The sequence below is a fragment of the Hymenobacter gelipurpurascens genome, from assembly GCF_900187375.1.
GTDB lineage: Bacteria > Bacteroidota > Bacteroidia > Cytophagales > Hymenobacteraceae > Hymenobacter > Hymenobacter gelipurpurascens.
Genome location: NZ_FYEW01000002.1, coordinates 1316174 through 1340127, shown reverse-complemented (window position 1 = coordinate 1340127; position 23954 = coordinate 1316174). Strand labels below are relative to the sequence as shown.

The 23954-nt window shown below is 57.2% G+C and carries 21 protein-coding genes; 14 read left to right on the top strand and 7 right to left on the bottom strand.

Translation table 11 applies throughout. The features are described 5' to 3' along the window. Positions 1 to 173: 173 nt before the first annotated feature. Together CFT68_RS17560 and CFT68_RS17555 are read left to right on the top strand one after the other, a co-directional pair. Complete coding sequence (locus CFT68_RS17560) at positions 174 to 803, top strand: RNA polymerase sigma factor (RefSeq protein WP_088844817.1); 630 nt, start codon at positions 174 to 176, stop codon at positions 801 to 803. After that, positions 790 to 2226: a TonB family protein gene (locus CFT68_RS17555; protein ID WP_088844816.1), complete on the top strand. Its 1437-nt coding sequence runs from the start codon at positions 790 to 792 to the stop codon at positions 2224 to 2226. The genes CFT68_RS17560 and CFT68_RS17555 overlap by 14 nt, the downstream gene beginning before the upstream one ends. Positions 2227 to 2482: 256 nt before the next feature. Here the strand turns inward: CFT68_RS17555 and CFT68_RS21855 are convergent, their stop codons facing one another. Next, positions 2483 to 2776 carry a hypothetical protein gene (locus tag CFT68_RS21855; protein WP_170934848.1) on the bottom strand — a complete coding sequence of 98 codons (294 nt, stop codon included), beginning with the start codon at positions 2774 to 2776 and terminating at the stop codon, positions 2483 to 2485. A 179-nt stretch (positions 2777 to 2955) separates the two neighbouring features. On the opposite strand from CFT68_RS21855, the gene fumC reads away from it, so the two are divergent. From fumC to CFT68_RS17515, 7 genes are all read left to right on the top strand, one after another. Further along, entirely contained in the window at positions 2956 to 4362 is a 1407-nt protein-coding gene (fumC, locus tag CFT68_RS17545; RefSeq protein ID WP_088844814.1) for a class II fumarate hydratase, read from the top strand. A 104-nt stretch (positions 4363 to 4466) separates the two neighbouring features. After that, positions 4467 to 5063, top strand: coding sequence for a GNAT family N-acetyltransferase (locus CFT68_RS17540; RefSeq protein WP_088844813.1), 597 nt, complete (start codon positions 4467 to 4469; stop codon positions 5061 to 5063). Continuing rightward, a complete protein-coding gene (locus CFT68_RS17535) occupies positions 5056 to 5448 on the top strand; it encodes a diacylglycerol kinase family protein (protein WP_245815430.1) in 393 nt (130 codons plus the stop codon). The genes CFT68_RS17540 and CFT68_RS17535 overlap by 8 nt, the downstream gene beginning before the upstream one ends. A 128-nt stretch (positions 5449 to 5576) precedes the next feature. Continuing rightward, a complete protein-coding gene (locus tag CFT68_RS22195; protein ID WP_245815429.1) occupies positions 5577 to 6053 on the top strand; it encodes a DUF6970 domain-containing protein in 477 nt (158 codons plus the stop codon). Between the two features lie 87 nt (positions 6054 to 6140). Then, positions 6141 to 6644: a DinB family protein gene (locus CFT68_RS17525; RefSeq protein ID WP_088844811.1), complete on the top strand. Its 504-nt coding sequence runs from the start codon at positions 6141 to 6143 to the stop codon at positions 6642 to 6644. A gap of 99 nt (positions 6645 to 6743) precedes the next feature. Then, entirely contained in the window at positions 6744 to 7364 is a 621-nt protein-coding gene (locus CFT68_RS17520) for a thioredoxin family protein (protein WP_088844810.1), read from the top strand. A gap of 908 nt (positions 7365 to 8272) precedes the next feature. Continuing rightward, on the top strand, positions 8273 to 11227 hold the full coding sequence (locus CFT68_RS17515; protein WP_170934847.1) for an Ig-like domain-containing protein: 2955 nt from the start codon (positions 8273 to 8275) through the stop codon (positions 11225 to 11227). A gap of 104 nt (positions 11228 to 11331) precedes the next feature. Here CFT68_RS17515 and CFT68_RS17510 read toward each other — a convergent pair whose 3' ends face one another. After that, complete coding sequence (locus CFT68_RS17510) at positions 11332 to 12177, bottom strand: DUF4382 domain-containing protein (protein WP_141106610.1); 846 nt, start codon at positions 12175 to 12177, stop codon at positions 11332 to 11334. 118 nt (positions 12178 to 12295) lie between these two features. Beyond that, complete coding sequence (locus tag CFT68_RS17505) at positions 12296 to 15379, bottom strand: AsmA family protein (protein ID WP_088844807.1); 3084 nt, start codon at positions 15377 to 15379, stop codon at positions 12296 to 12298. A gap of 361 nt (positions 15380 to 15740) precedes the next feature. Between CFT68_RS17505 and CFT68_RS17500 the strand changes: the two genes are divergently transcribed. Beyond that, entirely contained in the window at positions 15741 to 16763 is a 1023-nt protein-coding gene (locus CFT68_RS17500; protein WP_170934846.1) for a PorP/SprF family type IX secretion system membrane protein, read from the top strand. Between the two features lie 67 nt (positions 16764 to 16830). Then, complete coding sequence (locus CFT68_RS17495) at positions 16831 to 18108, top strand: SUMF1/EgtB/PvdO family nonheme iron enzyme (RefSeq protein WP_170934845.1); 1278 nt, start codon at positions 16831 to 16833, stop codon at positions 18106 to 18108. A gap of 228 nt (positions 18109 to 18336) precedes the next feature. Here the strand turns inward: CFT68_RS17495 and CFT68_RS17490 are convergent, their stop codons facing one another. Next, on the bottom strand, positions 18337 to 19041 hold the full coding sequence (locus CFT68_RS17490; RefSeq protein ID WP_088844805.1) for a ComF family protein: 705 nt from the start codon (positions 19039 to 19041) through the stop codon (positions 18337 to 18339). A gap of 216 nt (positions 19042 to 19257) precedes the next feature. Between CFT68_RS17490 and CFT68_RS17485 the strand changes: the two genes are divergently transcribed. From CFT68_RS17485 to CFT68_RS17475, 3 genes are all read left to right on the top strand, one after another. Further along, entirely contained in the window at positions 19258 to 19638 is a 381-nt protein-coding gene (locus CFT68_RS17485) for a carboxymuconolactone decarboxylase family protein (RefSeq protein WP_088844804.1), read from the top strand. 3 nt (positions 19639 to 19641) lie between these two features. Beyond that, positions 19642 to 20004 carry a hypothetical protein gene (locus CFT68_RS17480; protein ID WP_088844803.1) on the top strand — a complete coding sequence of 121 codons (363 nt, stop codon included), beginning with the start codon at positions 19642 to 19644 and terminating at the stop codon, positions 20002 to 20004. A 119-nt stretch (positions 20005 to 20123) separates the two neighbouring features. Continuing rightward, complete coding sequence (locus CFT68_RS17475) at positions 20124 to 20894, top strand: exodeoxyribonuclease III (RefSeq protein WP_088844802.1); 771 nt, start codon at positions 20124 to 20126, stop codon at positions 20892 to 20894. 175 nt (positions 20895 to 21069) lie between these two features. Here CFT68_RS17475 and CFT68_RS17470 read toward each other — a convergent pair whose 3' ends face one another. The 3 genes from CFT68_RS17470 to CFT68_RS17460 form a co-directional block, all read right to left on the bottom strand. Next, positions 21070 to 22332, bottom strand: coding sequence for a protoporphyrinogen/coproporphyrinogen oxidase (locus tag CFT68_RS17470; protein ID WP_141106609.1), 1263 nt, complete (start codon positions 22330 to 22332; stop codon positions 21070 to 21072). A gap of 101 nt (positions 22333 to 22433) precedes the next feature. Further along, entirely contained in the window at positions 22434 to 23234 is an 801-nt protein-coding gene (locus tag CFT68_RS17465; protein ID WP_088844801.1) for a toxin-antitoxin system YwqK family antitoxin, read from the bottom strand. Between the two features lie 12 nt (positions 23235 to 23246). Further along, positions 23247 to 23924, bottom strand: a complete 678-nt coding sequence (locus CFT68_RS17460) for a c-type heme family protein (RefSeq protein ID WP_088844800.1) — start codon at positions 23922 to 23924, stop codon at positions 23247 to 23249. Positions 23925 to 23954 lie beyond the last annotated feature (30 nt).

Below are 23954 nucleotides of genomic sequence, written 5' to 3'. Positions count from 1 at the left end.
TAAATTTTTTTCTACAGGCCAGTAGTCAGTTAGTGGGCCGGGTGTGGGGTGAATGGCAGGCGAGGCAGTACACTGATCTGAGGACCGATCTAGGCCAGTGGGAGTCAGCACGGGAAGAATTTTGCTGCCAATCCCGTAGCTTTCGAATCTGCCACCCTGCCCTTTCTAGCTGCATGTTTTTCCGCCGACGTCCTGCGCCTGCTGCCGAGCTCTCCGATGCGGAGTTGCTGCTGCGCTACCGCGCCGACGGCCATGTGCACGACTTGGGCGCCCTCTATGAGCGGCACATGCCGGCAGTGCTGGCTACCTGTCGGCGCTACCTGCGCGACGAGGAAGATGCCAAGGATGCCGTGATGCAGCTGTTTGAGCAACTAGTAGAAAAGCTGCGCCGGCACGAGGTGGAAAACTTTGCCCCGTGGCTGCACACTACGGCCCGCAACCACTGCCTGATGGTGCTGCGCGCCCGGCAACGGGCCGGCCCCGCGGCGGGTGGCGCACTAATAGTGCACTTTCCGGACGCTGCCGGTATGGAATCGGCGGCCAGCCGGCATCTGGTAGCTGATGACCCCGCCGAAGCCGACCTCCACGAACAGCAGCTCCAACAAATGGAACACGCCCTGGCCGAGTTGCCGCCGGGACAAAAGCAGTGTCTGGAGCTGTTTTACCTCGAAAAGAAATGCTACCGCGACATTGCGGACCTCACAGGTTTCGACCTGAATGCTGTAAAAAGCCACATCCAAAACGGTAAGCGCAACTTGCGCCGCCACCTAGAATCAACTGCTGCCTCCAATGCCTCTCCATAACGCCACTTCTGAGCCCACCACACCAGCCGGCCGGCATTTGCCGGTGGAGGTGCTGCGCCGCTACGTGGCCGGGGAGTTGGGTGCTGCTGAGCAGCACCAGGTAGAAAGCCACACCCTCGACTGTGCACAGTGCGCCGATATTCTGACGGGCCTGGAAATGCAGCCTGTTGCCACCACGGAGGCCAGCCTCCAGGAACTGCGCCAGCGCTTGGGCGCACGCGTGGCCGAGCTGGCCACAGAAAACGAGCCAATAGCTGCACCGTTTCTGGCGTGGCGCCAACTGGCTGCGGCAGCCGTTTTATTGCTGACGCTGGGAGCCGTGGCGTGGTTTACCCTCCGGCGTTCTGCCGCTCCAGAAGTTGCGTCTAACAGCCAGCGCGCAGTAGAGCGCTTGGCTATTCGGGCCCCTAGGCCACTGCCCACGCCGCAACATGAAGCCGAGTCTGCTGCAGTTCTCGATGCGCCTATGCCGCCAGATGTAGTGGCCCGCGTAGTAGCCCCGTCGAAGCCGGCGCCTATGGTGGCGCGCCGCCGCGCTAGAAGCCCACAGTACGCTAGGGTAGCGCCCAAGGCTCCCAATGGAGCTGATGTAGCACCTGCCAGCGCCGCTATGAGCATGTCGGAAGCTGTGGCGGGAAACGTTGAATCTGGCCTGGATACTACCATAAGTATTGCCAAGTCTAATGCTGGTGAGCAGAAGCAGGAATATGCCGTACAAGCTGCCTCCGCAGCAGCCGAAAAACCAGGTGCAGCATCTGCCATGCGGACTAGTGGCCTACCGGCCAAGCGCAACATGAAATCGGCAGGTGCTCCTTCTGCTGCGTTGGCGTTGCGCACCGTGTCGGGACGCATCACGGACCAGACCACCGGGCAAGGCGTGCAAGGGGCGACGGTGCTAGTGCCTGGTACTCAACAAGGAGCTTCTACCGCTGCCGATGGCTCGTTTAGTCTGACGGTCCCCGTCAACACCCCACAGCTCAGCATTAGCTCAATTGGATACGCTGCCAAAACACAACCCCTAAAACCCAACGACTCCACTCTGGCGCTGGCCCTCGCACCTGACAATAAAAGCCTCAGTGAAGTAGTGGTAGTACGCCGTGAAGCCGCGCCCACGCCTATGTCGGTAAGCGCTATGCCCGCCGGTGGCTATGGCAGCCTGAAAAAATACCTGAAAGACAGCCTAGATTATCCCGAAAAAGCCCTGGAAGCCCATACCGAAGGAACGGTGCGGCTACGCTTTGTCGTAGGCGAGGATGGTAAGGTCAGCGACATCAAAGTCATCAAGAAGGTCAGCGACGAATGCGACGCCGAAGCCGTGCGCCTGATCCAGGAAGGCCCCGCTTGGTTCCCGGCCATTTCTAACGGCCGCCGCACGGCTCGCCAGGTAGAAGTGAGTGTGCCCTTCAAAATAGAGGGGCGCTAGGCCACCCATTAGCCTCAGGAAGCAGCATAGGCCTCCTGTCATTGCGAGCGGAGAGAAGCACCCGCAGGACAGCGCAGCTAATCCTTCCTTGCTCGTATGCAGTACGTTAAAGAAACAGAAAGCCCTCACCTCCAGCGCGGAAGTAAGGGCTTTCCAATAAGCTAGCAGTCGGCGCGGCTGAAAGGAAAGATGGCGTCGCTTCGCTCGCAATGACAGGAGGCCTAGGCCACTAGCACGACAAATTCACAATTTCACCTTAGCCGCTGTAGCCGCCGCCGCTTTCGGGCTCGGTGGCGCTGCCGCCGGCTTTGTCGGGAGTGGGGAGGTCGGGCTCGGTTTTCACGTCGATGTGGCTGTAGTCGGGGGCGCCGTTGCCGGCTACGGGCACGGGCGTTTCGTCGTCGTTGGAGGCAGACGCGCCGGATACCCGGGTGGTGGTGGCTTCCTGGTTTTCTTCGTGGGGCGGCGTGATGGCGGCGCTTTGGGTGGTAGTAGGCGTGGCGGGCGAGGTGGACAGGGCGTCGGACTCGTCTTCGAAGGTCTTTTTCATGGGAAGGAATGGCTGGTTAAGTACTGGGCTATACGCAGCCGACTTGCCTAGGGCCGAGCCAATGGTGCGCAGAATTTTGGGGTAGCCGCGCACGGCGGGATGACGTTGTGTACTTTTGCGCCGTGCCGGCATGCGGCGCGCTTTCTTGTCACCTTATTCTCTTCTCACCCACTAGAAGCATGACTCAGTTCCGCACCGAGAAAGATACCATGGGCACCGTGCAGGTTCCCGCCGACGCCTATTACGGCGCCCAAACTCAGCGCAGCATCGATAACTTCCAGATTGCCCAGGACATCAACCGGATGCCCAAGGAAATCATCCGCGCCTTTGCCTACCTCAAGAAAGCCGCCGCCCTCACCAACCGCGACGCCGGCATCCTCGACGCCGACAAAGCCGAGCTGATCGGCCGCGTCTGCGACGAAATCCTGGAAGGCAAGCTGGATAAGGAGTTCCCGCTGGTGGTGTGGCAAACCGGCTCGGGCACGCAGAGCAACATGAACGTGAACGAAGTAGTGGCCTACCGCGGCCACGTGCTGCAGGGCGGCAACCTCCTGGATGAGAAGAAAGTGCTGGCTCCGAACGACGACGTGAATAAGTCGCAGAGCTCAAACGACACGTTCCCGACGGCCATGCACATTGCCGCCTACAAGATTCTGGTAGAAACCACCATTCCCGGCATCGAGAAGCTGCGCGACACGCTGAAAAGCAAGAGCGAGCAGTTCATGCACATCGTGAAAATCGGCCGCACCCACCTCATGGACGCCACGCCCCTGACCGTAGGCCAGGAGTTTTCGGGCTACGTATCGCAGCTCGACCACGGCCTGCGCGCCATCAAAAACACGCTGGCTCACCTCTCGGAGCTGGCTTTGGGCGGCACGGCGGTAGGTACCGGCATCAACACACCCGCCGGCTACTCCGAGAACGTGGCCAAGCACATTGCTGACCTGACGGGCCTCCCGTTCATCACGGCTGAAAACAAGTTTGAGGCCCTGGCCGCCCACGACGCCATCGTGGAAGCTCACGGCGCCCTGAAAACGGTAGCGGCTTCGCTGATGAAAATCGGCAATGATATCCGTCTGCTGGCTTCGGGTCCGCGTGCCGGCATTGGCGAACTGCATATTCCTGATAATGAGCCCGGTTCGAGCATCATGCCCGGCAAGGTAAACCCCACCCAGTGCGAAGCCATGACCATGGTTGCCGCGCAGGTAATGGGCAACGACGTTGCTATCAACATCGGCGGCATGAACGGCCACTTCGAGCTGAACGTGTTCAAGCCCGTGATGATCTACAACTTCCTGCACTCTGCCCGCCTGATTGGTGATGTGTGCGTGTCGTTCAATGATAAGTGCGCCGTGGGCATTGAGCCCCTGGAAGCCAACATCAAGAAGCACGTAGATAGCAGCCTGATGCTGGTAACGGCCCTGAACCCGCACATCGGCTACTACAAAGCCGCCGAAATTGCCCAGACGGCCCACAAAAACGGCTCTACTCTCAAGGAAACCGCGCTGCAGCTCGGCTACCTCACCGAGGAGCAGTTCACGGAGTGGCTGAAGCCCGAGGACATGGTAGGCGAGATTAAGAAGTAAGCCAGAACGGCCCTCAAAAAGCAAAAGCCCCCGCACTACTTCGGTGCGGGGGCTTTTGCTTTTTTCGGCATCTTTACGGCGCATTCCCCTCCGACCTGTTCCGCATGGATTTTGCCCGTTGTATTGCGCTGGAAAATAGCCGTGTTCGCCTTCGCCCACTGGAGCTTACCGATTTCGAGGACCTAAAGGCCGTTGCCTTCGACCCCGAAGTGTGGCGCTTCCTGACCACGCCCATGCCCCGGAATAGCGTGGATCTGGCCGCCTACCTTGCCCAGGCCGTCCGCGACCGGGAGGCTGGCAAGCGCTACCCCTTTGCCATTATCGATAAGGAAAGCGGCCGGGTGGTGGGCAGCACCAGCTATGGCAACATTGCGCTGGATGATAAGCGCCTGGAAATTGGCTGGACGTGGCTGGGAAGCGAGTATCAGCGGACGGGCATCAACCGGGCGGCCAAACACCTGCTGCTGAAGTATGCATTCGGGGAGCTGGGCTGCGAGCGGGTAGAGCTCAAAACCGATGCCCGCAACTGGAAATCCAGAGAGGCTATGCGCCGCATGGGCGCTACGGAAGAAGGCACGTTGCGTAGCCACTGCCTCACGCAGGGTGGCCTACGCCGCGACTCCGTGTACTTCAGCATTCTGAAATCGGAGTGGGACCAGCTCTGCCATACGGTGTTTCAGCAGTTTGATGCCCGTGGATAACACACCGTCGCCTCGCTCAGGCATGATGCGCCGCCGGGCAGCTAGCTTCGGCTTTGCCTTTCGGGGCGTGTGGGCGGCGCTGCGCTCGGAAGTGCATCTGCAGTTTCATGCCGCTGCTACGGTAGTAACTATAGGCCTAGGCCTGTATTTTGGGCTGGAGCGCTGGGAATGGGTGGCCGTGGCGGTAGCCATCGGGGCCGTGTGGAGCGCGGAGCTGGTGAATACAGCCATTGAAGCGGTGGTAAATCTGGTGTCGCCGGAGTACCACCCGCTGGCCGGGCGGGCTAAGGATGTAGCGGCCGGCGCAGTGCTGGTGATGGCCGTGGCGGCCCTGGTAGTAGGCCTCCTGATTTTCGGGCCCCGGGTATGGGCGCTCCTGGCCTAGCAAGAGTGCTGGCACGCTGCAACAACTCCTGGGGTAGCTTCGCGTAACAGGAGTTTGTGTGCATCTTTGCCGCCCGATTGCGGGGCGGCCCTCCCTTCTTTCCCGCTACTCACTTTCTAATGATACTAATGATGCGCTTTCCCGCCTTCCTGACGGCTGCTTCTCTCTGTATGCTGTTGGGCAGCTTCGCCTGCCAGCGTAACGTAGTCGTCACGACGCCTACCGATGCGCCTCCGGCCGGCACCAGTGGCATTACCTCTACCCCGGCTCCTGCCAGCGCCAATACCGTGGAGCCCACTCCCTCCCAGACCGAAGCACAGTTTGACAACACCAAGCGGCCGGCCTGGCTGGAAAAACGCATTCAGTACCACCTAAACGAGAAAAAACAGAACCCGCCTATTCAGATCATGAGCTACCTCTACAAAGGCAAGCGCGTGTATTACGAAACGGTAGGTTGCTGCGACCAGTACACCAACCTCTACACCAGCGACGGCAAGTTGCTCTGCCACCCCGATGGCGGCCTCACTGGCCGTGGCGACGGCCAGTGTACCGACTTCGCCGATGCGCGCACCGAGGAACGGGTTGTGTGGCAAGACCCCCGTTAAAAGTAAGAGGTATTGAATTGATGAAGTGACAGAACATCAGACTTCTTTACCTCATCACTTCAGTACCCATTACCTTCTTTTTTTACCATGATTAACACCAACGAAAAGCTGGGGGCCTACAATGTGTGGGCCAACGACACCCTGCTGCGTCATCTGGATGGCCTAGTGGCCACCGGCGCTACCATTCCGGCCAGCGCACTACGTCTGTTCAGTCACGTACTGAATGCGCAGGCTATTTGGCTGGGCCGCCTCACGAGCACCCCCAGCCCCGTAAAAGTATGGCAGGAGCACGATTTGGCTACGCTGCACTATTGGCACGAGCAAACCTCAGAGCGTTTCCACCAGTACGGCATCCAGGCTGATGACACGGAACTGCAGCGCCTGATTACCTACACCAACTCCATTGGAGAGGCCTACACCAGCCAGGTATCGGATATTCTGACCCATGTGCCGGTGCACGCCAACTACCACCGGGCCCAGGTAGCCCGCGACCTGCGCCAGAACGGCCTGGAGCCCATCAACACAGACTTTATTACCTACTGCCGCGAGCTATCCGCGCAGGCCGCTACTGCCGACGTGCCCAGCCTGTAAGCACTGGCCTAGGCCACTTGTCAAACCCTTTTCGAACGGCTTCGGCCATCGAAAAGGGTTTTTCGTTGTTATAGCGTCTGTCACATTTAGCTGTTTCTTATGTCTACTAACACTTTGGTTCCTGTGTTAACCCCCGACCGCTTAGCCACGGCGCATACCTACGCGAGCTACCGCCAGCTTATTGATGCGCTACAGGTAGAGGGAAAAACAACGGGTACCCAACAGTCGGAAATGCTCACGCACTACACTCACCTGAATGTGCAGCGCATGCAGCGCCTGGATAAAACCACCCACATACTCCCCGAACTGCAGGCGGCCGCGCAGAGCCTTAAACAGCAGTATGTCTGGCTGATACTCACGGAAGGGTGGTGCGGCGACGCGGCGCAGATCGTACCCGTGCTGGAGGCTGTAGGCCAAGTCAGCCAGGGCCACATCAATACGCACTACCTCCTGCGCGACGAAAACCTGGATATAATGGACCGCTACCTTACCAGCGGCAGCCGCTCCATTCCGAAGCTAGTAGTGCTCCGGGCAGATACGCTCACGGAGGTGGCGCAATGGGGCCCGCGCCCCGCCGATGCCCAAGCCCTATTCCTGAGCCTGAAAGCTAGCGGCGCCACCCACGAAGAATACGCCGAGAAAGTCCACGCCTGGTACGCCCGCGACAAAACCCAAGCTACGCAGCAAGAGCTGCTGGCATTGGTAAAAAGACTGGCCTAGCGGCTCAGTAAACACTAACATCCAAAGCGCTGATTGCCTTCATGCGAAATATTCGTCTGGAGGCAATTAGCGTTTATGTTAATATGGATTATTAAAATTATTATAAATTAACAAGGGCTTGATACAAGACATTATAACTTATACTTCATGAAGAAGTGTAAGTTAGGCATCAGCCTGTTTTCCTATTTTGCTACTCATTTACCAATTTGAGTCATTATTATGTGAATATTGTTATAAACACATCATTTTATTGTATAAGTTATAGAGGTGCAGGTTAAGCGAATGTTAAATTCGAGTAGGCGTTGAATAGTTATATATAGTGTGTTAGTTTTGACCGAGTTATCACAGGTTTTTGATTTCGATAACATCGTCTAGTTCTTTCACTCTAATCCATTTCTATGAAAACACATTTCCGCGCAGGGCTACCGATGCTGCTATGGCTCGTGCTAAGTCCGATTCTACTTTGGGCTCAGCCGACCATTTCGAGTGGTAGCAGAAGCACGTATATTCCTTCTAATTCTACCAGGGTAGGGATTACATTACCCACTTTAACCAACACCGGTGGAAGTCCTGAGTATAATATAACTGCTTATTCACCAGATAATACGTTAGGGCTGTTATACGTGGGAAACAGTACTACCCCGTTAGGGTCTGTTGCTGCCACTGGCAAAGACTATCCAGGTAACATTGCTGTTGCTGTAGCAGCCCCGCAATTGTACTTCACAACGCTGAATAAGACAGGCACTGTAACTTTCAGTTTTGTTGCTTCGGATTTGAATGGTGGAGGAAAGCGGCAATACACTGGTACGCCTATTACATTCACTATTACGATCAGCAACCCGGCCACATCCAACAACGTCCGGACGGCTATCATGCCGAGCAATGCGGAGGCTACATCTATTTCCTCTTTGTCGGCTACAATAGCTGCTAATAACACTATTAGCAGCTACACCATTAAGACAGTGCCTTCCGGTGGAAGCCTATATATAAGCACTGCTACAACCACCGCACTTGCGGCTGGAAATACACTCACACCAGACCAGATTTCCCAACTGCAATTTGACCCGAACGGTGCGCGATTCGGTGACCTCAGCTTCACGTACACTGCCACCAACAACGACGGCCTAGAGTCAAATACAGCCACCTACACTATTCCGGTGGCTAACGTACCGCCAGTAGCGGTGAATGACGTAACGGTGCCAGTAACACGCAATCAATCCGCCTCCATTTCAGTCGTGGCCAATGATACGGATACCGACAAAGACGCGGGTGGCCTAGGCGGCATAGTGAACTCCACCGTTGATCTGGACCCCGATCAGACGAGTATTCAGCAAACGCGCACCTTGGCAAACAAGGGAACGTTTACGGTTAACTCTAGTGGCGTAATCACCTTTGTGCCAGTAAATAACTACGCAGGCATCAGCACCATTACCTACACCGTGCAGGATGCCCAAGGGCTGACTTCCAACCAGGCAACTATCCGGGTGGAGGTGAAAAACGTTACGACGGCCTACGATGACAGCAACGAGGTAGAGAAGAATACGACCGTATCCGGCAACGTTATCCTCAACGATATCGACCCCCAGAATACCGGTTTCACGGTGACGGTGGTAGCAGGCAAGAACACCACCCACGGTGCCCTTATCCTCAACTCAAACGGCTCCTATACTTACACCCCCGCCACTGGCTTTTTGGGAACGGATAGCTTCACTTACCAGGCCTGCGATAAAACCGGAACTCCCCAATGCAGCCAGGCTACTGTTACGCTCAACGTCTACGACCCAGCGGTGCAGTGTATTTCAGCTACCGGCCCGAACCAACTGGTGAATTCTAGCTTCACGGACGGCAACATCGGCTTCAATACCAACTATGAATACAAAGCCAACGTGGCCGGTAACCAGGAACTGGTGCCGGAAACCACGTATGCTATTGGGGCCGATGCCAGCGAATATCACCCCAACTTCTTCGGGACCGGGCACGGAATAGGACCAGCTAGTGTGGTCGGGAACAGCTTCATGATGGTAAATGCCACCTCGGCTATCCGTACGCTGTATACCCAGACGTTTAAGGTCCAGCCGAACCGCTACTACACCTTCTCGGCCTTCTTCAATAACCTGCTGAACTCGGGCGGAGTTGATCCGGAAGTGGGCTTCGTTATCAACGGAGAATCTACTTCGGGCACTATCACAGTGGCTACCACCCCCAATGAATGGGTGAAGTATTCGGACGTATGGTACTCCGGCGACAACACGACGGCCACGTTCGAAATCCGGAACCTGACTCTGGCCGCTGGTGGCAATGACATCGGGATTGATGACCTGTATTTCGGAACGTGTAATGCCGTGCCGGTTGCGAATAACACGCTCACGACAGCTATTCCGAGCAACACAACGCCAGCCGCTGCCATTGTGAAGATGGATGCCACCGACTCCGATGGCAGCATTGTAAGCTACACCATCAAGTCGTTGCCAGTCTTCGGAACCTTGTATGTGAATGGCATTGCAGCGGTAGTTGACAAGGCCTATACGCCTGCGGAGAACGACAAGCTCACCTACTTGCCAGCAGCAGGTAATAATGGCAACTTCACGTTCACGTTCCTAGCTACGGATAACAGCACTTCCATCAGCAACGTGGCCACCTATACCATTCCGGTAGGTAACACGGCGCCGATAGCTAAGAACGTGACCACAGCGCCGGCGGTGCCTAACATTGCAGCGGCTACAGCCATCAACCCGATGAATGCGACGGATGGCGATGGCACTATTGCTAAGTATGTGATTGTGACGGTGCCCAACCCGGCTCACGGAACGCTGTATGTGGGTGGCACACGAGTAACGGCCGGCCAAGTTGAGGTGCTGCCTGCTCAGCTCGGTCAGCTCACGTTTGACCCCACCGGCTCTTACGCGGGCAATACGACCTTCACGTACTACGCTATCGATAACCAGAACAACATTTCTAACACGGCCATCTACACAGTGCCTATCAGCAATGAGTTGCCGGTAGCACAGAACAAGACCTACAACGGCATGCGCAATACGGCCAGCACCACGCCTCTGAGCGCGCTGACCGCTACGGACGCCGATGGCTTTATTGCTTCTTTCACCATTGCATCGTTGCCTGCAAGTGGCTCATTGACGCTGAATGGTGTACTAGTAAGCAAGGACCAAACGATTCAGCCGGACCAGGCCAGCGAGTTGTCGTACACGCCCGCGAAGTCGACAACGGGTAATTTCTCGTTCACTTACTACGCTACAGACAACCTGGGTGGCGTTTCCAATATCGCTACCTATAGCATTCCGGTTAGCGGACCGCTTCCTGTTGAACTGGCTGCGTTCGAGGTGAAAGCTGTGGGCAACAGCGCTCAGCTTATCTGGAATACGGCTACGGAACTGCGCAACGACCGTTTCGAGGTAGAGCGCAGCTTCACCGGCCAGGCATTTGCGACGGTTGGCACCGTGAAGGGCCATGGCACCACGAATACCGGCGCGGCTTACCGCTTCACCGATGCCAACGTGCGGGCGCAGGCTGCCAGCGGCACCGTGTACTACCGCCTCAAGCAGGTAGATACCGACGGAAAGGCTACTTACAGCTCTGTGCGCACTGTTGGCTTCAGCAAGCAAGCCGCTTCCATTAGTGTAGCACCTAACCCCGCTACTACCGAGGCTACGCTGGACCTGACGACCTTGCCCCTAGGCCAGTATCAGGTAGCTATTTTCGATGCCACGGGCCGCATCGTGTACAAAGCAGGCCACGCGGGCGGTGAGCAAGTTGGTCTTGCCATGAGCACCTGGCCTACCGGCATGTATTTGGTGGTGGTGCAGGGCGGCAACGGGAAGTTTACCCAGCGCCTCATCAAGAACTAGCGCTGAGAATTCCTTACGACACAAAAAAGCCCTGGCTACTGTAGCCAGGGCTTTTTTGTGTCGTTTCAGTTATTGATACTGGCCTAGGCCAGTGCCAACGAAAGCTAGTTTACCGATACCTGGCCTAGGTCCGTCACCTGGTCGTTGGTAACGGTTACGCCGGTGCGGGTTACCACCTTGTAGGCAGGCTGGTTGGCTGGCGCCGTAGTGCTGGGATAGAACTGCACGCGGTAGGTGCCGGAGGGCAGGCTGCTCAGCTGGAAGGCACCCGAAGCATCGGCGGCCGTGCTGAACGTATCGGGCACGGTGATGGAAGAACGGATGGCCAGTACCTGCGGCAAGGCGGCGGCTGGCGTAATGGTGCCGCGTAGGCCACCCCGGATGTCTTGGGCAAGTACCCGCACCACGGGCTTAAGCAGGTAGCGCTCCTTCTTGTCGTTGCCGGGCTTCCAGTTGCCGCGCTCTACAATCGACTTGGCCACATCGAAGTCCAGCAAGAGCTGGAAAGTTTCCTTTTCACGCAGCGTTGCCTTATCGAGCTTCAGCTTGACGCCGGACGTCTGGCCGCTAGGGGTTTTGAGGTCGTAGCGCTGGCCGTCGCGACCAATCAGGTAACTGTCGGGGCCGAGTATTAACCGAACTTCCTTCAGGTCGCCGGGAGCAAAGTCCGTATCGACTAGCAGGGCTGAGCGGCCGTTTACGTATTCCAGAATATTGATAGTCTGGGCCTGGAACGGCAGCACCTGCCAGCCATCGGGGTTGGTATCTTCCTTCAGATGCACTTCAATCTGGCGCACATCCAGTACCACCTGCTGATAGTCGCCGGGCGCATCGGTCATGCGTACTTGCAGCTTAGAGGAAGTAGCCGACGACGAGTCGTTGTCTTTGCTGCAGCTAGCTAGCGCAATAGGTGCCGCTAGCAATAGGGGAAATAAACGGGAGAGGTTCATGGGAATGGGGAGGTTGTGGAACAAAAAAACGGAGCAGTCAGCCTGTTACGCAGGCTCGACTGCTCCGTTGCGCAAGAAGTTAGCCAAACTTGCGAAGGAGAGCTAGATAGAAAAAATTCTATTCTCCGCTTTTCGTGCTATCCGCTTTGGCGGGCTCCGTAGGCTCTGCGGCCTTGGGCGTTTCGGCTGGCTTGGCCGGTTGGGTTTTGGGCTTGCCGAAGAGAATATTGTTCAGGCCTTGCTTGGCCTGGGTCTGCAGTTTGCTTTGGGCTTCCAGGCGTTTTTTGTCCAGTTCCAGCTTGGCCTTATCCGTAAACTCCTGCTGCTTGCGCTGCAGTTCGCGCTGCAAACTGTCCTGGGCTACTTTGGCCTGCGCCTGCAGCTTAAGCTTGGCATCGTCTACTTTGGCCTGCACAATGTTGCTTACCAAATCCTTGGCCTGGGCCTTCACGCTGCCGGTCGTCAGTTTCACTTGGGGGTTCGTGACGGTGCCGCCAATATTGAGGCCCAGCGTCACGCGGTCGGTGCCCTGTAGGTTCTGCACACCTGTGAGGCGCGTAAGCTGGCTGTTGAGTTGATTGCCGAGCTTGCCGGTAGGCACGTTCAGGGCCGTGATGTACTCTAGGCCACCCGAGCTGATATTGTTGGAGCCGCCTACCGTCATCTTGATCTGGCCTACGGTCAGGTCAAACGGCTTCACCACAAAGTTGCCGTTGATGATTTCCGCCGCCACATCCTTGTTATCCACGGCAAACTTCTTCAGTTCCTGAAACTGCGTGAGTGCGCTGATTTTGTCCAGCACCGCCGAGTTAGACACGGCCGCCCGCACAATTTCAAATAAGCCTTTGCCCGTGAGCGTGCTGTACTTGGGCATCATATCGGGGCCCATCTCGCCGCTCACGTTGAAGTTGGTCGAGAAAATGCCTTCCAGATTGCTCACCAGCGGCACCAGCACCTTCACCGAGTTGAAGGCCTTGAAAGCGTTCTGGAAGTTGAGGTTCTTGATGTTCAGGCCCAGATCAAACTTGGGGTGCGCCAAGTCTTTGCTGCTATAGCTGCCGTTGGTAGCAAAGCTACCGCCGAGAGTGTTGAACGTGAGGTTGTTGAGGGTGGCTACTTCGTTGCGCACCGTCACGGTACCCTTCACGTTGTCGAGCTTGAGGTTGTCATAAATCACCTGGCCTACAGTGGAGTTCAGCACCAGATCGAAGTCTTTCGGAATCTGGAGTACGCCCTGCGCCGTAGCCGGGGCCTTGCCATTGGCGGCCACGGTGGGCTTAGCCGATACTTCGTCTACCATCCACTCATTCACATTGAAGCGGCTGCTGTTCACCGTGAGGTTGCCGCGCAACGGCTGGCCTGGCACAAACAAGTAGCCCATATAGTTGGAGATAGTGCCCGACGCCGCAATGTCCGACGAACCCATGAAGCCCGTCATGTTCTGCAGCACAATCTTGTCGTTGTTGAAGGTGGCGGTGGCCTGCGTCACCTTCATTCCCTGCGGCAAGTCCTTGCTCTTGTAGGTCACGTTCTGGGCTTTCACGGTGCCCGAGGCTACCACCGTCTGGTAGCGCCCCGCCTCAATATCAGCCATGTTGCCTTTGGCGGCCACGTTGCCGCTGAGGCGGCCCGTAACCGTCATGCCTTCCAGCGGGAAAATCTTCGTGATCTTGGTGAGGTCTACTACGCCTTTCACGTCGGTATCGAAGCGCATTTTGTCTACGCCCTGCGTAGCTACGCGGCCTTCCAGCGGCTCCCCATCCAGTAGCATCCGGAACTGCGGGATGTCCACGCGGGTATCGTTGAGCTGGCCCGTAGGGTTCGTGACGGTGCCATTCAGCGTCAGGTTCTCAATCGGCGCCGGAAACTGCTTGCTCTTCACGTAGCCGTTGGTCAGGTTCATCTTGGCCTGAATCACGGGCATCTGGGTTTTGGAGTAGATGCCTCGGGCCGTGCCATCCACGAACAGCTTGCCGCGCAGCAGCAGGTCTTGCACCGGGTACACTTTCATCATCTCGGCCAAGTCCACGTTGACTTTCACGCGCCCATCTACTTTCATCGGCTCCAGGCCATCAATGGCTACATTGCCATCAATGGGGTTGCTGCCTAGGTCCAGGTGAAACTGCTTTACGTTCACCTTCATGTTGTTCGTGAAGCCCGAGGGGTTGTCCACGTTCATGTCTACGTTGATGTTGCGGGCCGCCTGGGGCAGGTTAGGGTACTGGAACATGCCGTTTTTCACCTGCAGATTCACGCCGTAGCCGGGCATCTTCAGCTCATTCTGCACGCCCTTGAAGTAGCCATCAAACGCCACGTTGCCAGTGGCTTTCATGTCCTTGAACTGTTCGGTGTAAGCGCCAGGCACCAGACTCAGAATGTTCTTGAAGTCGGTTTCCAGGGCCCTAAACGTTAGGTCGTAGATGATGTCGGTATCGTTGGGCAGGCCTACGGTGCCCTGGAACGTGGCCGGAAAGTCGTTGAGCTGCACCTTGTTGTCTTTGAAGGTGAACAGCATCTTCTCCAGATCCATGGCCATCGTCACGTCGGCCGTCAGCTTCTTTTTGCTGATATAGTCCATGCCGTCGTAGTTCATGGTGAACTGCTCGGCGGTGGTCTGGCTCACCATATCAAACACGTTGCGCTCGAAGTCGCCGGAGCCGGTGTGGTTTACGTGGCGCGCCTCCATGGCAAACGGAATGCTGCGGTCGTCGTAGCGCAGGTGGCCATCTTCAATCTTCCAGCCTTTAATGGCGAGGCTCACGGCCGTGGTATCTTGCCCCTTAGCGGCGGCCGCGGAGTCGGACACGAACACGTCCCAGTTGGCTAGGCCACTCTTGAGCACGCGCAGGCTCAGGTCGGGCTGCTGCAGCGTCACATTCTTGATCTTGATCTGGTCGCCGCTGATAACGCTCATCAGGTCCAGGCCCACATCGAGGCGGGGCAGGTAGGCCAAGGTGTCGCGCGAGAAGGAGTCCTGCCCAATGATGCGGAGCTGATCCAGGCGCAGGGAGAGGTCGGGGAAGGTGCTGAGCAGCGTCACGTCCACGTTGCCGGGGTCGTACTGCACTTTGGCTTTCACGCGCTGGGCCAGCTGCTGATCAAACGCCTGCCTGATTTTATCCTTGAACAGGAACGGTGCCGCGGCCAGCGCCGCCACCAGCACCACCACAAAAATCAGGAGGCCAAGAAAGAATTTACGCATAGGAATAGAAGGGAAAGAGACGAGGGAGGCCAAGGCGTAGGCCAGTCTGCTACTGGCCTACGGCGCACCAAGTAAACGACAAACATTGACTGAACAGTTTACTGGTCGTTTAATGGAGCAGAAAACCACTTGGCGCGTTGCACAAAAGCATCAGCAAAAATAGGGCAGAACCTGTGCGGCCACAGAGCGGCTGCCGTATGGAGGCATCGTGGGATACTACTGCCTAACGGGTTTGCACAAGTAGAAAGAAAAGATTTGCCCATTTTAGGGCAAGGAAGTGGCCTAGCGGCTGTACCAAAGCGCCGGGTTGGGCGTTAGAAAAATCTGTATGCCTCCACGTCTATTGTCCTTTTTCAGGTGTTTGTATCGTCCGTTGCCCAAGCGCTGGGCCGTGGCTTTGCTTGGGTTAGGGAGTGGTGGCGCGACGCAGGCCCAGGATCTGTACTTCGCGCAGCCCTACGCCAACCGCATGTACCAAAACCCGGCCTACGCGGGCTTGCTCGATGATTACAGCCTCACGCTCAGCTACCGCAACCAATTCCCGACCCTGGCCGGCACCTTCCAAACCAGCCAACTTGCCGCCGACTACCGCCTCCAGGACCAGCGCAGCGCCGTAGGCCTATTGGTAAATTATGACCGTACCGGCGGCATCGGGTACACTCGGTTTCAGGCCGGCGGTGTGTATGCTTACCATGCGCGCCTCACGGAGCAGCTGAGCTTGAGTGGCGGCGCCTCCGTGAGCTACGGCCTACAGCGGGTGAGCTACGGCAACCTGGTTTTCGGCGACCAACTCTCGGATGATGGAGTAGTGCGCGACCAGACCCTGGAGGTAGTAGACTACCAGCCGGTACATTATTTTACGGCCGGACTGGGTGGTTTGCTCTATACGGAACGATTTTGGCTGGGTGCTTCCGCGCACCATGTAAATCAGCCGGACCTGGGGTTTGTGACCCAGGCCAAGCTGCCGGTTCGGCTAAATTTTCAGGGAGGCTATAAATACTACTTTCTCAAGACGAACGTTAACAAGCAGTTCCGCGAAATAAGCCTCTCGCCTACGGCTTCCTACACCCAACAGGGTGGCTCCCAGAGGGCCGAAGCAGGAGTCTATTTTACGGCCACACCCATCACGTTGGGAGCTGTGTATCGGGGCATCCCGCTACCGGGCGCTCAGCACCCTCAGCAGCTGCTAACGGCCATAGCAGGACTGAGTGTAGGTGGGTTTCGGTTGGGGTACAGCTATGATGTGAGTCTGAGCCAGTTCAGTTCCGACTTAGGGGGTGCCCATGAAATCTCTTTGTGCCTTCGGGAGTTCGATTCGCTGGAAGCCGCCTGGCGACGCCTGAAACGACGGAATTACCCGTCAATTCCTTGTCCGGCGTTCTGAAAGGTTGTATTATTGCAGCAACTTGCCTTATCTAAACCCTTTTCTCACAGGTAGTTTAAACTCAATCATGAATTTCTCCAAGTACCTGCGCTTTGCTGTAGTTGGCGCCTGCGCGCTGGCGGCCTGCAAAGGCGGTCCGCCCACCGCCCAGAAACCCGGTAAGTACAGCTCCACCACGGGCATTGAGTACAATACCGAGGAAGGAATGAAAGTAGCGGACTACCAAAACATGCCGGATGGTCCCGGTCTGGTGTTTATCGAAGGTGGGCGCACGGTGTTGGGCTCGGCTGAAGAGGACGTAGCCATGACCCACGACAACCTGGAGCGTACCGTTACGCTGGCCTCGTTCTACATGGACGAAGCCGAAGTAGCGAACATCCACTGGCTCGAATACCTCCACTTCGTACGCAAAGACTCTGCTGAGGAGTTCTACCTGTCGGCGCTGCCCGACACGACGGTGTGGGCGCGTGAGCTGTCGTTCAACGACCCTTATGTAGATTACTACTTGCGTTATCCCGGCTTCCGCTATTTCCCGGTAGTGGGTGTTAGCTGGCTGCAGGCCAACGACTATTGCACCTGGCGTACAGCTAAAGTGAACGAACGTCTGGCTGGTGACAGCGAAGATGGTGGTAGCAGCAGCGGCGGTGGCCTGTTCAAGCGTAAGAAAAAGTCTGATGCCGGCGACGCCGCTGAAGGCACTTCTGATGATGGTGGCAAAGCGAAAGTGGCTATCGAAAACGGTAACACGCTCCCGAACTACCGTCTGCCCACCGAGGCTGAATGGGAGTACGCTGCTCAGGCTCTGATTGGTACTCAAGAAACTGGTAACGAAAACCAGGAGAACAAGCGCATTTACCCATGGGATGGCCGCCAGGTGCGGAATCCCTATGGCAAGAAGATGGGTCAGTTCCTGGCCAACTTCAAGCGCGGCCGCGGCGACTACGCCGGTATTGCTGGCTCGCTGAACGACGGCGCCATGATTACGGAGTATGTGTATGCCTACGCTCCAAACGATTATGGCCTGTACAACATGGCCGGCAACGTAAACGAGTGGGTGCAGGACATTTATCGTCCGCTGTCGTTTGAAGATGTGGAAGACCTGAACCCCTTCCGCCGCAACGGCTTCCTTGACCCTTCCGAGAAATACGACAAGAATCCCAACTCTTTGGGTAAAGGTGGTTACCAGTCGCTCATCGATGACCACGTTCGTGTTTACAAAGGTGGCTCTTGGCGCGATGTGGCCTACTGGCTCTCGCCTGGTACGCGCCGCTTCATGGCTGAAGACTCGGCTACCGCTACTATCGGTTTCCGTTGCGCCATGATCAACGCCGGTTCTAACCGCTAGAATCACGGATTGAAACGAATTCGTTGGATTTCACGGATTTCGTTCTTTAAATCAATAAAAAAGCCACCTTCTACGAGGTGGCTTTTTTATTGGAATATCAGCAGATACAGCAAAGGGCTAAAAGTGTTTGTCGTCAGATAGTCTGTGGATAGAAGCCTCGGACTCTGGACTGCGATCCAAGCTGCGGCGCATCCGTGAAATCCGACGAGTCCGTTTCAATCCGTGGCCCTAGCGGTCGGCGGTGGCAATGGTGGCAATGCTGACCTCGGAAGCACCAGCCGCTAGGAGCACCGCCGCGCAGGCCTCCAGGGTGGCTCCGGTAGTCAGCACATCATCCACGAGGAGCACACGCTGGCCTTGCACGGCTGCTACATCAGCCACTTCAAACACAGACGCCACATTTTGCCAGCGTTGCAGACGGTTTTTTCGGGTTTGCGAAGTAGTGTGAGCGGTACGGCGCAAAGCAGAAGCGTGCCACGGCAGGCCTAGGCCAGTCGATAGGCCTTCCGCAAAGCTATCGGCTTGGTTGTAGCCACGTTGGGCCAGCTTCCGGGCATGCAGCGGCACGGGCACAATAAGGTCAAACTCGGCCTGGAAACCGGCTTCCGTCAGCTCCTGCCCAAACCACCGGCCCAGCACCCGGCCTACGTCCTGCTGGCCCTGGTATTTGAGCTGGTGTAACAAGTGCTGCACGCGGCCTCGGCGCAGAAATCGTACGTAGCTCAGAGCATGCTTGATCGGTAGCCTGCCCCAGAAACGTCGGGCTAATGGGTTTTCGGCGGGCGGCAACTTGTGGTAGTCGGTATAAGGAAGTTGGGCCCGGCAGCTGGTACAGATATGGTTTTCGCCGCGAGCCAGCGGATCTTCGCAGGCCAAACAGACCCGCGGGAATACCAGAGAAACAAAATCAGCTAACAGAGCAGGGATAGGCATAGCGTATCAATAACAGCTGCATAAAGGCAGAAGGAGCTATATACGAGCAGCTAACGTTGGGTAGGCCAGCATCTTGTGGTTTAGCGCAAGGGTACTGGTGAACTTCTCCCTAATTTTAAGTTTTAAATACGACACCGGAAAGCTACGGCGCGGTAGCACTGGCCTAGCGCCGGACTGCTTCGCCGGCTTTCCTCCACCCGAACCTCGCTACTACTTATGAGCCTCGTCACTGAATTCAATGATTACCGCCAACGGATGAATGAAAAAATCCTGGCGGCCGATAATAAGGTCATCAAGCGCTTTTTCAACCTCGATACCAATACCTACCAGGAAGGTGCGCTGTCGGTGAAAACCAAGGAAATCGTAGGCCTGGCTTGCTCCATGGTGCTTCGCTGCGACGACTGCATCAAGTATCACCTCGGCAAATGCTACGAGGAAAAGCTCACCGACGAAGAAGTGTACGAGGTATTTGCCATTGCCAACCTCATCGGGGGCAGCATCGTGATTCCACACTTCCGTCGCGCCGTGGAGTACTGGGAGGCGCTGAAGGAAGAGTCGGCCACGCCGGCCCCGATCCACGCGGAGCACCAGGCCTAGGCTATGCTGCACCCCGACGAAACCGAAGCGCAATTTGAGCAGCGCTGGTGGGAACTGATGAACCTGATGCGCGAACGGTTCGGCAAAAAGCCCGACATGAATGCGCTGCTTCTGCTCATTGGTGTGCAGGAGCTAGGCCAGGGCGCCGGCCCTTTCACCAAAGAGCAAAAGCAGGACCTGATGCATATTGCCACCTGCAAAATCTTCAGCTACTCGGGCTTCTATGAGCTTGATAACGTGGACGAAGAAGGCTGGCCTCATTACCGCCTCGTGCGCCCCGTGCCCTTCGCCAACCTGAAAGAGCAGGAGCGTATGCTGAAGTGGCACGTGCTGGAGTATTTCGACGCCCAGGAAAACGAGGAGTAATAAAGAGCTGTCATTGCGAGCAGAGTAAAGCAATCCTTCCTTCTTGTCAGGGTGTAGTATCCTTTGCAACGAGAAGGAAGGATTGCTTTACTCTGCTCGCAATGACAGCATGTGTTTCTATGAAAATCATTTCCTACAACGTCAACGGGCTGCGCTCAGCCTTGAGCAAGAGCTTGCTGGACTGGGTGCGCGAGGCCGACCCCGATGTGCTGTGCCTGCAGGAGATTAAGGCCGGGCGGGAGCCCCTAAACGTCTCGGGTTTTGAGGCGCTGGGCTACCATGCCTACCTGCATCCGGCCCAGAAGCCAGGATATAGCGGCGTGGCTACGTTTTCGAAGCAAGTGCCCCTGAACGTGGTACACGGCTGCGGCACGGCACTCTACGATGACGAAGGCCGGGTCTTGCGCCTCGACTTCCCGGATTGCTCCGTATTGAACGTGTACATGCCTTCTGGCACGAGTGGCCCCGAGCGGCAGGCATTCAAGGTAGAGTGGCTGCACTTCTTCCGGCGCTACGTGCGGGAGCTGCAAGCCGCCGGGGCACCACCCCTGGTCATTGGAGGCGACTTCAACTGCTGCCAGCGCGACATCGATCTGCACAACCCCAAGGCCAACCAGCAAAGCCCCGGCTTCACGCCCGAGGAGCGAAAATGGTTTGCCGATTTTCTGGAGGATGGCTTCGTGGATACCTTCCGTCATCACCACGGCGACGCCGTAGGCCACTACTCCTGGTGGACGTATCGCGCCGGTGCCCGCGCCCGCAATGTGGGCTGGCGCCTGGATCATCTGTTAGTAGACAAAGATTTAGCGCCCCGCGTACAGGAGGCTCATCTGCTCCGCGACGTCATTCATTCCGATCATTGCCCGGCAGTGGTGGAGTTTATGAGCTGATTCAGCTACTAACCACGTAGGTTTGACCCAATAAGCACGCGTCATCCTGACGAAGGAAGGATCTTTTCACGTTAGAACGACTGGCCTAGAAAGCGCCGTTTCAGCATGAGAAGATCCTTCCTTCGTCAGGATGACGTGCTGTTTGCGTCGTTTGATAAACAGGTTTTTTGAAGTCCTACTCCACCAGCAGCATCTCCGCTACTTCGCGGCCGGTGGCCATAGCAGCGTTCAAGGACGGGTAAGCCGTATGGTCGCCGCAGCGGTACAGGCCTTCTACTACTTTCAACGACTGGCGGTAGGGCTGGCCGGCGGCATAGACCGGCAACGCGTGCGGAATAATGTAGGTCCGCAAATGGCGCCACTGGCCTACTACTGGCCCAAACCAATCCGTTAGCTCCTGCAGCAAGCGGGCCGTAAGTGCTTCCTCGCCTAGGCCATGCTCGCCGTGCGTGCTGACGGAAACCAGCGTCTGGCCGGTTGGGGCATAGTCAGGAGCAACATCGGAGGAGAAGCTCACGTTGTGGGCCAGCGCGTCTGGGGCCGCATTAAGGCGCAACAACTTATCCTGATGGCCCGGCGAACTGGGGGCAGCAAAGTAAGTGCAGGTGGTATGCCGCCACGTCGTTTCGGGTACTTCGGAAGCAGTCAGCAGCTTTTTGGCGGCTTCGCCATCCACGGCTACCACAATGGCGGCGGCTTCAATGGTTTCATCGGTCCAGAGGCGCACGGTGTGGCCTACGATGGCATCGACGGGCGAATTCAGGCGCACCGTGCCGGCGGGCAGGCGCTGGGCCAGCTGCTCCGGAATCTGCTGTATGCCCAGGGCCGGCACCACGGCTTCGCCTTGGGCAAACTGCTGAAATACAAACTCGAAGAAATTGGCGGCCGTGCTCAGGCCCCGATCAAGGTACACGCCGCCAAAAAACGGGCGGAAGAAGTTGTTGATGATCTGTTCGCTCCAGCCATATTCTCGCAGAAAAGTCACGGTATCCTGGGCGTTGGTGGTGTTGCGGCTGATGAGCTGCTCGCTGGAATACCGGCCTACATGATGCGTAAGGCTCAGGATGCGAAGCTTATCTTCCAGCGTGCCAATGGGCGAAAGCAGAGAGGTAAAAGCGGCCGTGGGCTTCTGCAAGGGGTTCTGCACGGTAGTTTCCCGGCCATCGACCAGCCGAATAACGGCTCCTGAGCGGAAGGCTTTTAGATTCAGGGCGCCATAGTCCATGAGCCGCTGCACCTCAGGATACTTGGTCAGGAGCACTTGGAAGCCCCGATCGAGCCGGAAGCCCTCGGGCGTTATGTCCGTCCGGACCCGACCGCCCACGGCATCACTGGCTTCCAGCACCAGTACGCGGCGGCCAGCCCGGTGGAGGTAGCAGGCGCAGGCCAGACCGGCCACGCCGGCGCCAATAATTACGATGGGAGCAGAAGAAGACATACGCATTACAATGGGGCGGGAGAGAAAATGGAGCCGCTAGGCCTATACGACATGCGAGGGCTGCCGATACAGAAGAAGGCCGTGCGGTTCAGCACCAGCCGCTATTTGGCAGATGGAGGACAGACAGGCCTGGTTTTAAACTGCTCGGCCTCGCTATAGTTGTCCCAATCGGTGATATAAATCGTGGGCTCATCGGTGTAGTACACCCCACTGCTCCTGGCAAAACCGCTGACAAACCGGCCTTTGCGGTAGTTCTCTTGTGCCACCAGAGCATTTTTGCCCGTTAGCTCCTTTACCTGCCAACGCCCATCAGGCCGACCATTAAGTACGGGTCCACCCAAGCGTACCTGCTCCTCGGTACGGTACCACGTGCCCGTGCCGTCCTTTACCAGTTGCTCGCCGGTTTCGCTCCAGAACTGTTGGATGAGGGTAAGCGTGCCATCTCCAAAGCTCAGTACCTGGCGCTTGGCACCCGATGGATACCAATAGCCCCAGTTCCCGATCTGGCGACCGTTATGGTAGGTGCCGCTGGCTGCTACGGTGCCATCAGGATGATAAATTTCAAACGGGCCTTCCTTCCGCCCTTGTGCATTGTAGGCGCCCTTCAGGGCCGGCTGGTTGTTGCTGAGCCAGTAGTCGCGCACAAACCCGAAGAACTGGCCGGCGCTGTTTATCCGAGTGTGGCGCCGGATGGTGGCGCAGCCGGGCAGGGTAAGTTCGTAGTCGGGGGTGTAGTACAGCGCTACGCTATCGGAGCCCAGCACGCAGTAGAACGCGCGTAGGCTCTGCGCCGCGGAGTCTGGCTGCTGCGCGGCTGCTGGGCTGCTCATCAATAGGCCTAGCAGACCGGCCAGGAACAGGATACTGCTGCCACGACGCTTTATACCGGGGATACTGTACATGCCGGAGCGAAGTTAAAACAGCGGCTTGCGTTTCTTCATGACTTTGCGGGTTTTCATGGTGTAAAACTCCGCTACTCCGGGCCGTTTCAGGCTTACGCGCCATACGCCCATGGCGTCGCCCACTTTGTATCCTGTGGCCTGATCCTGAGCGTATTGCTTTTTGATGAGGGCATAATCAGCCGGCGTAATATCCTGGCCTACAGTGCCGTGGCAGCGCAGGCACAGTGCATCCGTCAGTACCAGGGGGCGCTGGTACGTAAATTCCTCGGCTGATAGGCGAGCCACGCGGCGCGTGGTATCGGTTGGCACCAGCTCGGCAGGAGTCAGCTCCGCCTGTGCGGTTGGGTTGCGTGGGCGGGTGCTCACGCGCCGTAGCGACGCCTGCATGGATTTCGCCAGGGAATCAACCTGCGGGAAGGTTTCGGGGCGGCAGTAGGGCAGGGCCGCTGCCAGGCCACCTTCCTGCAGTTTTTCCGTGAGCACCCGGCGCAGTTCCCGGTCGGCGGTTTGGGTAAGGGAGTCGCCGGCCCAGCGGGTGGCCCGCAGTAAGTCGGCAGGCATGATGCGCTTCACCTGCCAGTTCTCGGCCTCCACGGCCAGCTCTTTGGTATTGCTGAGATGTTCCACCTGATCGGGGCGGCAAGCCGGGAGCAGCAGGCAGAGGAGGGCGGCGCGGAGGACGGTACGCATGGGAGTAGGGGAGAATGAAGGCGAAAAGGT

Excerpts from the sequence above, each read along its gene's own strand:
- CFT68_RS22195 (WP_245815429.1), top strand. The coding sequence starts at position 5,577 with ATGATGCGCTTTCCCGCCTTCCTGACGGCTGCTTCTCTCTGTATGCTG.
- fumC (WP_088844814.1), top strand. The coding sequence starts at position 2,956 with ATGACTCAGTTCCGCACCGAGAAAGATACCATGGGCACCGTGCAGGTT.
- CFT68_RS17520 (WP_088844810.1), top strand. The coding sequence starts at position 6,744 with ATGTCTACTAACACTTTGGTTCCTGTGTTAACCCCCGACCGCTTAGCC.
- CFT68_RS17470 (WP_141106609.1), bottom strand. The coding sequence starts at position 22,332 with ATGTCTTCTTCTGCTCCCATCGTAATTATTGGCGCCGGCGTGGCCGGT.
- CFT68_RS17485 (WP_088844804.1), top strand. The coding sequence starts at position 19,258 with ATGAGCCTCGTCACTGAATTCAATGATTACCGCCAACGGATGAATGAA.
- CFT68_RS17505 (WP_088844807.1), bottom strand. The coding sequence starts at position 15,379 with ATGCGTAAATTCTTTCTTGGCCTCCTGATTTTTGTGGTGGTGCTGGTG.
- CFT68_RS17510 (WP_141106610.1), bottom strand. The coding sequence starts at position 12,177 with ATGAACCTCTCCCGTTTATTTCCCCTATTGCTAGCGGCACCTATTGCG.
- CFT68_RS17490 (WP_088844805.1), bottom strand. The coding sequence starts at position 19,041 with ATGCCTATCCCTGCTCTGTTAGCTGATTTTGTTTCTCTGGTATTCCCG.
- CFT68_RS17475 (WP_088844802.1), top strand. The coding sequence starts at position 20,124 with ATGAAAATCATTTCCTACAACGTCAACGGGCTGCGCTCAGCCTTGAGC.
- CFT68_RS17495 (WP_170934845.1), top strand. The coding sequence starts at position 16,831 with ATGAATTTCTCCAAGTACCTGCGCTTTGCTGTAGTTGGCGCCTGCGCG.
- CFT68_RS17555 (WP_088844816.1), top strand. The coding sequence starts at position 790 with ATGCCTCTCCATAACGCCACTTCTGAGCCCACCACACCAGCCGGCCGG.
- CFT68_RS17465 (WP_088844801.1), bottom strand. The coding sequence starts at position 23,234 with ATGTACAGTATCCCCGGTATAAAGCGTCGTGGCAGCAGTATCCTGTTC.
- CFT68_RS17560 (WP_088844817.1), top strand. The coding sequence starts at position 174 with ATGTTTTTCCGCCGACGTCCTGCGCCTGCTGCCGAGCTCTCCGATGCG.
- CFT68_RS17480 (WP_088844803.1), top strand. The coding sequence starts at position 19,642 with ATGCTGCACCCCGACGAAACCGAAGCGCAATTTGAGCAGCGCTGGTGG.
- CFT68_RS17460 (WP_088844800.1), bottom strand. The coding sequence starts at position 23,924 with ATGCGTACCGTCCTCCGCGCCGCCCTCCTCTGCCTGCTGCTCCCGGCT.
- CFT68_RS21855 (WP_170934848.1), bottom strand. The coding sequence starts at position 2,776 with ATGAAAAAGACCTTCGAAGACGAGTCCGACGCCCTGTCCACCTCGCCC.
- CFT68_RS17525 (WP_088844811.1), top strand. The coding sequence starts at position 6,141 with ATGATTAACACCAACGAAAAGCTGGGGGCCTACAATGTGTGGGCCAAC.
- CFT68_RS17540 (WP_088844813.1), top strand. The coding sequence starts at position 4,467 with ATGGATTTTGCCCGTTGTATTGCGCTGGAAAATAGCCGTGTTCGCCTT.